We start from the raw sequence: 13,247 nt of genomic DNA, 5'->3' as shown, positions 1-13,247 counted from the left end.
GCCTTTTACTGCGCGCTCGCCCGCGTTCACGCGGTGAGCCAGCGGTGCACGGCGAGGGCGGTGGTACGGGCGTGGTCCTCCATTACGGTGAAGTGGTCGCCGGGGACGGTGACTTCGGTGTGCGGCAGGCTCCAGGCTGGGGCGGGCTCGGTGCCCGGCAGGCCGTCCCGGGCCCGTACGAAGAGGGTGGGGGCCGTGAGCCGCGCGGGTTCCCAGCCTGCGTACAGATCGAAATAGGCGGCCATCGCGGTGAGCCGGTCCGGGTCGTCCGACGCGAACTCGGCTGCCCGGTGCAGCATGTCGGCCGTCATGGCGGAGAGCGGCTCGCCGTCGGCACCGGTGTCACCGGGATAGGTGTCCACGAGGACGACGGCGGCCGGAGCAGAACCCTGGGCTTCCAGGCGTTCGGCCACGGCCTGGGCCACCCAGCCGCCGGCCGAGCGCCCCAGCAGGACGAACGGTTCACGGCCCGCGCACGCGAGGGCGGCGGCGGCCTGAGCCGTGACGAAGGCGTCCAGCGTGGCCGGCAGCGCCTCCTGCCGCTCGAACCCGGGGTGGCGCAGTGCCGAGACCGGCCGCAGGCCCTTCAGCCCGAGGCCGAAGCGTGCGTACTCCTGCGGGCCGGAGAGCGCACTGAGCGCTGGGAAGCAGATGAGGCGGGGCCCGGTTCCGCCCGAGGCGAGCGGCACGGCCCCCCTCGCCGCGCCGGGCGCCCCGGCGCTGTCGAAGACCGCGCGGAAGCGCGAGGCGATCGTCAGCAGGGCCATGCCGTCCCACGCCTTCCCGTGGGCGCAGGCGGTGCGGAAGAGGGCGGACAGGGAGTCCGGGGACTCCCTGCCGGTGACCGGCGCGTGGGGCGCACCGGGCGGGTGGCTGGTGCTGTGGGTGGGGAGGTTTGCCGGTGTGCCCGCGGCGTCTGGTGCGGTAGCTGGCAAGGCGGAGGATCGCAGCTCGTACCCGTCGTACTCGCGCGTTGCGACAACGCAGCCAGGTGCCGTGCCAGGCGACGCGGGCCGGTGAACCTTCCCGCCCACAGCACCAGCAGCGTCGCGGGTGTCGTGCGCCCTCACCTCCTCGGCGCACCGCTCCTCCAGGTGGGCGGCGACCGCGCGAGGGGTGGGGAAGTCGAACAGCAGCGTGGGCGGCAGGGACAGGTCCGTCGCGGTCGCCAGGCGGTTGCGCAGGTCGACCGCGGCCAGCGAGTCGAGCCCCAGGTCCGCGAGGACGTCGTCCGCGTCGATCGCGGACTGCCCTTCGTCATGGCCGAGCACGGCGGCTGCCAGGGTCCGCACCTCCGCGAGGAGGGCGGCGCCGCGTTCCTCGGGCGGCGCCGCGGCCGGCCGACGGCCGGGCGAGGTCCGGCCGCCGCTCTCCGCGGCAGTTGCCGCCGTTCCGGGGACGTGCGTCCTGGCCTGCGCGGGTGCCGGCTGCCGCTCGTCTTCCGCGCCGGCCGCGTGGAGACGGGCCGCCACCACCACCGCGTGGTCGCTCCCGACCGCGGCGTCGAAGAGCGCGAGGCCCTCGTCCGTGCTGAGCGGCGCGAATCCGGAACGGGCCATCCGCCGCAGATCCGCGTCCTGGAGATGCGCGGTCATGCCGCCGCTCTGCTGCCAGGGGCCCCAGGCGATCGACGTGCCGGGCAGACCGAGCCGCCTGCGGTGCCACGCCAAGGCGTCCAGGGCGCAGTTCGCTGCCGCGTAGTTGGCCTGGCCCGCGGAGCCGAACGTGCCGGCCACCGAGGAGAAGAGAGCGAACATCGCCAGGTCGTGACCGCTGGTGAGTTCGTGCAGGGCGAGGGCGGCGTACGCCTTGGGCCGCAGCACGCGGTCAAGGCGGTCCGGGGTGAGCACCGGGACGATCCCGTCGTCCAGGACGCCCGCGCTGTGCACCACTCCCGTCAGCGGGTGTGCTGCCGGTATCGCGTCCAGCAGGGCGGCGAGCGCCGTCCGGTCGGCGACATCGCACGCCCGGACCGTCACCGAGGCTTCCGACTCGCCCAGTTCCGCGCACAGTTCGCGGATTCCCGGCGCGTCCGGTCCGCGCCGGCCGACGAGCAGCAGGTGCCGGACACCGTACGCGGTGACCAGGTGGCGGGCGACGAGCATGCCCAGCGAGCCGGTGCCTCCCGTGACCAGGACGGTGCCCTCGGGGTCCAGCCCGTGCCGCGGCGGCCCGTCCGCCGCGGCGGTTGCGCGGACCAGCTTGGGCACGTACGCCCTCCCCCGCCGGACTGCCGTCTCCGGCTCCCCGCGCGCCAGCAGCGCGGGCAGCGTACGCGCGGAGTCGGGGTGGCCGTCCAGGTCGACGAGCGCGAAGCGGCCCGGGTTCTCCCGCAGCGCCGAGCGGACGAGCCCCCACACCGGGGCATGGGCAGGTGCGGGCGTGCCCGCGCCGGTACCGGGGGCATCGACGTCCCGGCCATCCGGGGCGTCCGCAGCCACGGCGCCGGAGGTGAGAAGGACGAGGCGGGAGCGCGAGAGGCGTGGTTCGGCGAGCCATTCCTGCACAAGCCCCAGCGCCCAGGCCGCCGTACGGTGCACCTCGGCGGCGCCGTCGGCACCGCCCGCGCCGGACGGGGGCGGGCAGGGGGCGACGACGACGGCCGGGGCTTCCGCGCCCGCCGCCGCCGTGTCCGCGTACACCGGGACCGGGGAGCCGGGAGGAAGCAGTACCTCCCGCACCGGGGAACCGGCTTCGCCCAGAACTCCCCACGAGGGCACCGGCGAAACTGCGGGTCCGCCCGGCAGGGCGCGTACCCAGTCCGTACGGAAGAGGCAGTCGTCCGGCGTGTCCGCCGTACTCGACCCGTGCCGTCCGTGCCGTGGGAAGGGCCGCAGAGCCAGCGAACGGACCGCCGCGACGGGCGCGCCCGCGTGGTCGGCCAGCTCCAGCTGGGCCCGGCCGTCGCGCCCGGGAGACATCCGCACCCGCAGGCGCCGCGCACCGGAGGCGTGCAGCCGCACACCGCCGAAGGCGAACGGCAGTGACACCGCACCGTCGCCCTCCTCCCTCTCTCCCGCCGCCTCCCGCGCCAGGAGGCCACCGAGCGCCACTGCGTGCAGCGCCGCGTCCAGCAGAGCGGGATGGAGGGGGAATCGGGGCGCGCCCTGCGCGGGTGGCAGGGTTGTGGCGGCCTCGGGGACCGCGACCTCGGCGTACACCTCGTCGCCGAGGCGCCAGGCGGCGTGCAGACCGCGGAAGGCGGGACCGTAGCGCAGTCCGCCGCGAGCCAGGCGCGCGTACAGGCCGGGCCCCTCCCCGGGGCCGGCGTCCAGGGTCACCGGGACGGCGCCCGGCGGCGGCCAGGGGCGGTCTGCCTCCTGTACCCGGCTGTCGGACGGCTGCTCCGGTGCGAGCGTCCCGGCGGCGTGCTGCCGCCAGGACCGGCCGTCTGCCACGGTGCGCGGGCGGGCGTAGCAGACCACCGCCCGCCTGCCGCTCCGGTCCGCTCCCGCCACCTTCACCTGTACCTCGACGGTCTCGTCCGGCAACAGCGGCAGGGGTGCGGTCAGGGTGAGTTCGTCCAGGACGGGCGCCCCGGTCAGCCCGCCCGCGTGCAGGGCCATGTCGACGAACGCGGTCGCGGGCAGCAGCACGGTGTCCGCGACCGCGTGGTCGGCCAGCCAGGGGTGGTCGCGCAGCGAGAGCGTCCCGCTCAGCAGCAGGCCGCCGTCGTCCGCCGTCGGCGTGGCCGAACGGAGGAAGGGGTGCAGCGGAAGGACGGAGTCCGGGATCGCGTCCGCCCCGGGGGCCGCCCTCGGCTGGGGCGGCGGATCGGCGTCGAGCCAGTACCGGCGGCGCTGGAACGCGTACGTGGGCAGCGAGGTGCGCCGGGCGCCGCGTCCGGCGAACACCCCCCGCCAGTCCACCGGCACGCCGCTGGCGTGGAGCGCGGCCACCGTGGCCAGCAGGGCCTCCGCCTCCCGCTCCGGGCCGCGCAGCGTCGGCACGGCCAGCGGCGCGGGGGCGCCGGGGGCGGCCGGGTCCGCCGGTGCCGGGGGCGGTGCGGCGAGAGCGGTCCGCGCCAGGCCCGTGAGCACGGCCTCCGGGCCCACTTCCACGTAGTGCGTCGCCCCCCGCTGCCGCAGGCAGGTCATCGCGTCGGCGAAGCGGACCGGGCGGCGTACGTGGTCCACCCAGAAGTCCGGCGAGCACAGCTCCTCGTCCGTGGCGGTCCGGCCCGCCAGGGACATCACCAGGGGCAGCTTCGGCCGGGAGTAGGAGAGTCCCCGCGCCACCGGCGCGAGCGCGGCGAGCATCGGCTCCATCCGCGCGGAGTGGAAGGCATGGCTCACTCGCAGCGGCGAAGTGGCCCGGCCCCGCCCGTCCCAGTGCGCCACCGCTTCTGTCACCGCCGCCTCGTCCCCCGAGAGGACGACGGAGGAGGGCCCGTTGACGGCGGCGAGGTCCACCGCCCGGGGCCCGTTCGCCAGGTAGGCGGCCATCTCGTCCTCACCGGCCTGCACGGCGGCCATGGCGCCGCCCGCGGGGAGGTCCCCCATCAGCCGGCCGCGTGCCGCCACCAGGGTGCAGGCGTCCGCGAGGGACAGCACCCCGGCGGCGTGTGCGGCGGTGATCTCGCCGATGGAGTGTCCCGCCACCAGGTCGGGACGCACACCCCAGGATTCGAGCAGCCGGAACAGGGCCGTCTCCAGGGCGAAAAGCGCCGGCTGCGCGTACCGCGTCCCGTGCAGGAGCGCGCCCTGCGGTGAACCGCTGCCGGCGAGCACCACCTCCCGCAAGGGCGTCGGCAGCAGCGTGTCGAAGAGCGCGCAGGTCTCGTCGAACGACTCAGCGAAGGCGGGATATTGGGCGCGCAGGCCGTACAACTCGCCTCCCATGCCCAGCCGTTGGCTGCCCTGCCCGGTGAAGAGGAGGACGAGCGGGCCCCTCTGGCGGGGGCCGCTGCTACGCACACCCGGCCGGTCCACTCCCTCGGCCACCGCCCGCAGGCAGGTGAGCAGTTCCTCGCGGTCCGCGGCCACCGCCACGGCACGGTGCTCGAAAGCGGTACGGGTCGTGGCCAGCGACCAGCCGAGGTCCACCAGGTCCGCGCCGGGGTCGGCAGCCACGTGGTCGTGCAGCCGTCGGGCCTGCGCGCGCAGCCCCGGGGCGCTCCGGGCCGACACGGGGAACGGCACCGGGGGCGGCGCCGCTGTCCGTACCGGCCGCGCGGGCCGGGCGCCGGCAGGCGCGTCCTGGGCCGGTGCCTGTTCGAGGATCACGTGCGCGTTGGTGCCGCTGATCCCGAAGGAGGACACCCCCGCCCGGCGTGGGCGGCCCGTCCGGGGCCACTCCACGGCCTGGGACAGCAGCGACACCGTCCCCGAGGACCAGTCGACCCGTGGGGTCGGTGCCTCGGCGTGCAGCGTACGGGGCAGCACACCGTGCGCCATCGCCTGCACCGTCTTGATGACACCGGCCACGCCCGCGGCGGCCTGCGTGTGACCGATGTTCGACTTGACCGAGCCGAGATACAGCGGACGCTCCCGCGCCTCCCGCCCGTACGTCGCGAGGAACGCCTCCGCCTCGATGACGTCGCCCAGCTGCGTTCCCGTGCCGTGCGCCTCGACGGCGTCGATCTCCCCGGGCGTCAGCCCCGCGTCGCCGAGCGCCTGCCGGATCACCCGCTGCTGCGCCGGTCCGTGCGGGGCCGTCAGGCCGTTGCTCGCCCCGTCCTGGTTCACCGCGGAGCCCGGCACCACGGCCAGCACCGGATGTCCGGCGCGGCGTGCCTCGGACAGGCGGCTCAGCAGGAGCATGCCGGCGCCCTCCGCCCATCCCGTGCCGTCGGCCGAGGCTCCGAACGCCTTGCAGCGCCCGTCCGGGGCCAGCGCGCGCTGCCGGCTGAACTCGACGAACGAGGACGGCCCCGACATGACCGTGACACCGCCGGCCAGCGCGAGGGTGCATTCGCCCCTGCGCAGCGCCTGGGCAGCCAGGTGCAGGGTCACCAGGGACGACGAGCAGGCGGTGTCCACGGTGAGCGCCGGTCCCTCCAGACCCAGGGTGTAGGCGACGCGGCCCGAGGCGACGCTCCCGGCGTTGCCGATGCCCAGGTACCCCTCGACCCGCTCCGGTGTGACCGCGAAGCGGCCCGCGTAGTCGCTGTACATGACTCCGGCGTACACACCCGTGGCCGAGCCGCGCACGGTGCGGGGGTCGACACCGGCGTGTTCGAAAGCCTCCCAGGCCACCTCCAGCAGCAGCCGGTGCTGCGGGTCCATGGCCAGCGCCTCACGCGGGGAGATGCCGAAGAAGGCCGCGTCGAAGCGGTCCACCCCGGTGAGGAAGCCGCCCTCGCGTACGTAGGTCCGCCCGGCCCGCCCGGGGTCCGGGTCGAACAGCCCCTCCGTGTCCCAGCCCCGGTCGGTGGGGAAGGGGCCGATGGCGTCCACCCCGCCGGTCACCAGCTGCCACAGCTGCTCGGGCGAGGTCACGCCACCGGGATAGCGGCAGGCCATCCCCACGATCACCACGGGGTCGTCGTCGGCACGGGGCGCTTCTCGTCGCGCGAGCGGGGTGCCGGCCGGCTCCGCGACGCCGCGCGCCCGCAGATGCGCGGCCAGTGCGGCGGCCGTCGGGAAGTCGAAGGCGACGGCCTCGGAGAGGGAGAGCCCCGTCGCCGCGGACAGGCGCTCGCGCAGCGCCGTCGACGTCATCGAGTCCATGCCCAGGTCCCGGAGGGCTGTGCCGGGCTCCACCTCGTCGGCCGTGCAGCCGAGCACTGCCGCGGCCTCGGCCCGTACCAGGGCCAGCGCGTCCGCGGCCGGGAGGTCCGCCTGCGGCGCGGTCGCCGCTTCCAGGAGCCGCGCGGGTTCGCTCCTCAGCGCGTGCCGCCGGACCTTCCCGGAGGCGGTGCGCGGAATCCGGGCCACCTCGTACAGATCGGCGGGAACCCGGAACAGCGAGAGCTGCCGCCGGCAGGCGGCGAGGATCAGCTTCCGGTCGAGTGAACCGCCGGGGCGGGGGACCAGGTAGGCGACCGGCACCTCGCCGAGCAGGGGGTGCGGGCGTCCGGCCACGGCGGCGTCCGCGATCTCCGGCAGCTGCCGCAGCACCGCCTCCACCTCGGCGGGGTGGATGTTCTCCCCGCCGCGGACGATCAGGTCACCGGCCCGGCCCGTGATGACGAGTTCGCCGGAGGCGTCGATCCGGGCCAGGTCGCCCGTGCGGTACCAGCCCTCGTGCAGCACCTCGGCGGTGGCCTCGGGCATGCGGTGGTAGCCGGCCATCACCCCCGGCCCGCTGACCCACAGCTCGCCCTCGCCCACGTCGCTTCCGTCACTGCCGCCGCCGACGCGCACCCGGGTGCCCGGTACCACGGGGCCGCAGGAGTCGCCCGGCGTGCCGTCACCCGGTGCGGGCATGGTGACCGGGCCCGCCTCGGTGCTGCCGTAGTGCTCGTGGAAGGGGACCCGGCAGGCCTCCTCGAAGGATTGCCGGAAGACGGCGCCGGCCGGCGCACCCCCGCTGAGGCAGGCACGCAGCGCGGGCGTGCCCAGCCCCTCGCTCTCCTGGCCGCGTACCGCGTCGAGCAGTTCGGCGTACGTCGTCGGCACCCCGCCGACGAGGGTGTACGGCGCGTCCGTACGGCGCAGTTCCGCGAGCACCTCCGTGACGGAGAACCGGGGCAGGATACGGGCGCTCGCACCGGTCGCGGTCACCGCGACGGCGCAGAGCACCTGGCTCATGGCGTGGTGCAGGGGAAGCGGCCACAGCAGGCGGTCGTGCCGCGACAGGCCGAGGACGCCGACGAAGCCCGCGGCGACCGGCGCCAGACGGTTGCGCTGGGTGGAGAGAACGCCCTTGGGGGTGCCGGTGGAGCCGGAGGAGTAGAGCAGCCAGGCCACCTCGTCCAGCCCGAGATCGTCCGGGGCCGGAGCGGACGGCTGGGTGCCCGCCAGGTCCTCGTAGCTCAGGACGCCCTCCGCCCGCGGCTCGCCGGGGCCGCGGTGCACCGCGCCGGCTCCGTCCTCGGCCGCCACCACGGTCAGCCGCGGGTGCCGTGCCAACAGCGGCCGCAGGCGCGCCAGGTGCGGACGGTCGGTGATGATCACCTGGGCGCCGCTGTCGTCCAGCAGGTGGGCCAGTTCGGCCTCGGAGGACGCGGGGTCCAGCGGAACGCCCACCGCGCTCGCCCGGGTGACGGCGAGCAGGCTCTCGACCGCCTCTACCCGGTTGTCGAGGAGAATGGCCACGCGCGCACCGCGAGCCGGGGCGAGCCGCGCCAGATGTCCGGCCAGGTGTCCGGTCCGCTCTTCCAGCTCCCCGTAGGTCAGACGGGAGCGGCGGTCCTCGAAGGCGGTCTTGTCGTTGGCGTGCCGGGCGTGTTCCCGAAGGAGTTCCGGCAGCGGCCTGAAGAGGTCTTCGTGTGGACTCACCTGATCGAACCCTCCTGTGCACACACGTGGTTGATGATCGTGGCACAGTCTCCGCACCCCGCGAGGACCGCCCTCGGCAGCCGTCGTCCCCGCAGGGTGCCGCCCTGCGGGCAGGCCGTGGCGCGAGGTGGCTCAGCCCTTGAGTTCGCGCAGGTAGGCGGCGAACTTCTCCAGGCCGTCGATGTTGCGGGGCCCGCTGATGCCCTCGTTGTAGTCGAGCATGAAGAAGTTGTCCTTCCGCACGGCCGGAAGTTCCCTGGTGCGCGGGGATTTCTTCAGGAAGTCGATCTTCTTCTCGGCGGGCAGGTCGCCGTAGTCGAGGATGACGACGACTTCGGGCTCGGCCTCGGCGACGGACTCCCAGTTGACCTGGGTCCAGCGCTCGTCGAGCCCGTCGAAGACGTTCCTGCCGCCCGCCGTCCTGATGATGTCGTCGGGGGGCACCTGGTTGCCCGCGGTGAACGGCTGGTCGGTGCCGGAGTCGTAGAGGAAGACGGGCACCGGATCGCCCTGAGGGGCCTTGGCCTCGACCTCCGCTGCGCGCTTCTTCAACCCGTCGACGACCTCCGTGGCCTTCTGCTCGACCCGGAAGATCCTGCCGAGCCGTTCAAGGTCGGTGTAGAGAGCGTCGAAGGGGCGCATCTTCTGGGGGTGGCCGGGATAGTTGAAGCAGCTCTCGGTGTGCATGAAGCTCTGGATGCCGAGCTTGTCCAGGATCTCGGGCGTAATGCCCCGCTCGTCCTTGAAGCCGGAGTTCCAGCCCGCCACGACGAAGTCGGACTCGGCCTCGACCACGAGTTCCTTGTTCAGGAGGTCGTCGCTGAGCATCTTCACCTTCGCGTACTCGGACGCCCACGGGGACTCGCTCACCGGCGGGTTCGCGGGAGGCATCACGTAGCCGTGCACGTGCTCCGTCAGGCCGAGGGCGAACAGCTTGTCCGCGCTGCCGCCTTCGTAGGCGACGGCCCGCTCGGGCACCGTGTACCGCACCGGTTCACCGCACCGCTTGACGGTGACCTTGCCGGAGGCCTCGGCGTCCGACGCGACCTCGGCGCCGCAGCCGCTGAGCACCAGGGCGGCCGCCAGGGCGGAGCAGAGGGCGGCGGGCCGGCGGACCGTGGCGGGGGTTCGGGGTGTTCGCATGCGTAAGCAGCCTCTCAGCGGTTGGAGTTGAGCGAGTACAGGAGCTGGGGATCGCCGGTCAGCGGGTGCGGGACGACGGTGGCCCTGACGCCGAAGACGTCACCGACGAGCTGTGCCGTGAGGACGTCCGCGGGCGTGCCGGAGGCGACCAGCCGGCCCTGGGAGAGCACGCCGAGCCGGTCGCAGGCCGCCGCGGCGAGGTTGAGGTCGTGCAGGACGACGAGGACGGTGAGCCCCGACCCGCGCAGGAGCGAGAGCAGGTCGACCTGGTGGCGGACGTCCAGATGGTTGGTCGGCTCGTCCAGGACGAGGATCTCCGGTTCCTGCACGAGCGCACGGGCCAGCAGGACGCGCTGGCGCTCGCCGCCCGAGAGCGTCAGCACGCCCCGGTGCGCGAGGTGCCGGAGGTCGAGCTGGTCCATCGCCCGTTCGCACAGGTCGCGTTCCCGGCCACTGAGTGCCTGGTTCCCACGGAGGTGGGGCGCGCGTCCGAGGGCGACGACCTCCTCGACCGTGAAGTCGAAGTCGACGCCGCCGTCCTGGGTCATGGCCGCCACGGTCCGTGCGCTCTCGCGCATCGGGAGCCGGGTCAGGTCGTGCTCGCCCACCCGGACCGTTCCCGAACTGGGCCGCAGCGCCCGGTACACGCACCGCAGCGCGGTGGACTTGCCGCTTCCGTTGGGCCCCACGAGCCCCACGACCTGGCCGTCCGGCACTTCCAGGGACAGCCCGCGTACGAGACTTGTGCCGTCCGTCACCACGGAGAGTTCTTCGAGTCCCAGGTTCACCTCAGCGCCCTCCGAACGTGTAGCCCCTGCGGCGCATCAAGGCGATGAAGACCGGCACCCCCACGAGTGCGGTGATGACCCCGAGCGGCAGCTCGCGCGGGGCGACCAGGGTTCGCGCCGCCAGATCGACCCACACCATGAAGATCGCTCCGACCAGCGGGGCCACGGCGAGCACGCGGGCGTGGGTGGCGCCGGTGACCATCCGCACCACGTGGGGCATGACGAGTCCGACGAAGGCGATGGCGCCGCTGACGGCGACCATGACGCCCGTGACGAGCGAGACGAGCACCAGCAGCACCTTGCGGTGCCGCTCGGGATCGAAGCCCAGGCTCGCGGCGGTCTCATCGCCGAGGGAGAGGACGTCCAGCGCCCGTCCGTAGCGGTACAGGACCGCGAGACCGCCCAGCACCACGAGGGAGACGACGGGCAACGCGCCCCAGGCCGCGGCGCCGAAGCTGCCCATGGTCCAGTACAGGACCATGCTCGTCGCCTCGCCGTCCGGCGCGGAGTAGATGATCAGGCTCATGACAGCCTGAGCCCAGCGACATGGCCACGCCCGTCAGTACGAGGCGCAGCGGTGACAGCGCACCCCTGCGGGAGGCAGCCGCGTACACCAGGAGCGAGGCGACAAGCGCGCCGAGGAAGGCGCCGACGGAGACGGCGTAGATGCCGAGCACCGCGAGCCCTCCGGTGACGGTGACCCCGACGGCGCCCACGGAGGCGCCCGAGGAGACGCCGAGGACGAAGGGGTCGGCCAGCGCGTTGCGCACCATGGCCTGGATCGCCACTCCTGTCGCGCTCAGCCCGGCTCCTACGAGCGCCGCCAGCAGCACGCGCGGTGTGCGGATCTGCCAGATGATCTGATACGTCGTCACCTCGTCGGAGCCGATGCGCCCTCCACTGAGAGCCGCCCACAGGTGGCGAGCGGTCTCCGCCGGGGTGACGACCGCGGGGCCGAGTCCGATGGCGACGACGACGGACACGAGCAGGACGGCGGCCAGCACCCCGCAGCTGAGCAGCAGCGCTTTCCGGGGCGCTGGCCGACCCGGCACGGCCGCCGCGGCCCGGGACTCCGGCTCCCCGGCCGGGCCGACCGCGTCCCCGTCGGCCGAGGGCGCGGAGACCGGGGGCGGAGTCGTGTGCGGCACCTTCACACCCTCTCGCTAATGGAAATCATATTCATGTACGGGAACCTAGCACGGCTGCACGAGGGGTGACCGGTCGCACTCTAATGGAAATGATTATCATTGCGATAGTGCGTTGCCGCCGCTACGCTGCCCGCCGTGCGCCACGACCGCTCCCGTCGCACAACCCCACTGCCAGGCAGGGACGTTGCGGCCCGTTCGCGTCCGATCCGTCATCCCCGACAGGACAGGAGTACGCCCCACGTGCCCGCCCCCTCCGCCCCTCCCGCCTCCGCCGGGTCCCCGCCCCTCGAGCAGCGTTCGATCCTGCTCCATCCGCCCTTCCTCCGCCTCTGGACGGGCGCCACCGCATCGGGCCTGGCCACCTGGGCCCTGCCCTTCGTCCTCGGCCTCGCGGTCCTCGACCGGACCCTCACCGCCACCGGACTCGGCCTGCTGCTCGCGGCGCGGACGATCGGATTCATCGCCGCGGTGCCCGTGGCCGGAGTGCTGGCCGACCGGCACTCCCGCCGGGGCGTCGTGCTGTGGGCGGGGCTCGCCTCCGCAGCCGCGGCCCCGGTGATCGCCGTCGGCCTGGACCGTTCCGTGCTGCTGATGGTGACGGCCACCGCGGTGGCCGGAGCCGGCCAGGGCGCCTGCCGACCCGCCTTCCAGGCCCTGACCGCCGAGGTGGTCGACGCCGACCGCAGGCAGCAGGCCAACGCCGCCATGACCCTGGCGGTGCGGGTCACCACCCTCGTGGGACCCTCACTGGCCGCCCTGCTCGCCGTCTTCCTGGACATCCGGGCCCTGCTGGTGGGCATCGGACTGCTCTGGCTGGTAGCGGCCTGCGTTCCCGCACCCGACGCACGGCCAGGAGCCGCGCACAACACGGCCCCGGCCGGTACGGGCCGGGCGTCCCTGTGGGCCGAGTTCGCCGAGGGAGTCCGCGAGGCCCGCAGGCACCCCTGGTTTCTCGCCGGACTGGGCGCGCTGACCGCCGTCATCGCCACCGGCTACTCCGCGACCGGCGTCGCACTCCCCCTGATCAGCAGGGACGAGTACGGCACCGAGGTCGTCCTGGCGGGCGCCATGACCGCCTACACCGGCGGAGCGCTGACCGGTGCGCTGCTCATCGCCCGCTGGCGCCCCCGCTCCCCCGGCCGGGCCGCCCTGGCCGGGCTCGCCGCCTACGGATTCGCCCCGCTCAGCCTCGTGTTCCCCGTGCACCCGGCCGTCGTGCTGGCCGCCTACGCCGTCGCGGGCATCGGCGTCGAACTGTTCCAGGTGCCCTGGTTCACCGCCGCCCAGCGCGAAGTCGCCCCGGACAGACTGGCCCGGGTCTCCTCCCTGGACTTCCTGCTCTCCTACGGCCTCGCCCCGGTCGGCCTCGCCCTCATCGCCCCCGCCGTCGACGCCTTCGGGACCAGGCCGGTCCTCGCGGGCTGCGCGGTCGTCTGCTTCACGGCACCGGCCGCCGCCGCCCTCGTCCCCAGCACCCGTACCTTCTCCCGGGCCCCCGCCCGCAGCGACACCCCCTGACCGGCGAGGCGGACCACACCCCTCGTCCCCGGCAACTGCCGCTGCCGGCACGGGCGGGAGGCCCACCGGGGCGAACGCGCCGTCCGCAGCCTGACGTTCCGCAGCGGCGACGCGTACGGAGCGGACGCAGGGACGCGACCCCGGCGACGGGCAGTTCCCCGGGCCAGGAGGGTCGCAGGAGCGACGGGCGGACCGTGCGGGGTCACTTGCGGGACCCGCCGAATGCCCCGCAAGCCCCAGCACACAAGCCGCCAGCCCGCAGGCTG

4 protein-coding genes and 1 pseudogene are annotated in these 13,247 nt (G+C 74.4%); 1 reads left to right on the top strand and 4 read right to left on the bottom strand.

The genetic code is table 11. The annotated features are described in order from the left end of the window. Positions 1-26 precede the first annotated feature (26 nt). The 4 genes and pseudogenes from H299_RS33635 to H299_RS33630 form a co-directional block, all read right to left on the bottom strand. Entirely contained in the window at positions 27-8,384 is an 8,358-nt protein-coding gene (locus H299_RS33635; protein WP_037758723.1) for a type I polyketide synthase, read from the bottom strand. A 132-nt stretch (positions 8,385-8,516) separates the two neighbouring features. Then, positions 8,517-9,527: an ABC transporter substrate-binding protein gene (locus H299_RS0111680; protein WP_027748553.1), complete on the bottom strand. Its 1,011-nt coding sequence runs from the start codon at positions 9,525-9,527 to the stop codon at positions 8,517-8,519. Positions 9,528-9,541: 14 nt separating this feature from the next. After that, the gene (locus H299_RS0111675; protein WP_027748552.1) at positions 9,542-10,315 is read right to left on the bottom strand and encodes an ABC transporter ATP-binding protein; all 774 of its coding nucleotides are present in this window, start codon (positions 10,313-10,315) and stop codon (positions 9,542-9,544) included. Position 10,316: 1 nt separating this feature from the next. Continuing rightward, positions 10,317-11,367, bottom strand: a pseudogene (locus H299_RS33630) (FecCD family ABC transporter permease). 336 nt (positions 11,368-11,703) lie between these two features. Here H299_RS33630 and H299_RS0111665 point away from each other — a divergent pair. Further along, positions 11,704-12,981, top strand: a complete 1,278-nt coding sequence (locus H299_RS0111665; protein WP_078512657.1) for an MFS transporter — start codon at positions 11,704-11,706, stop codon at positions 12,979-12,981. Positions 12,982-13,247: the final 266 nt, after the last annotated feature.

This window comes from Streptomyces sp. CNH287 (assembly GCF_000424825.1).
This window is presented reverse-complemented; position numbering and strand designations above follow the sequence as displayed.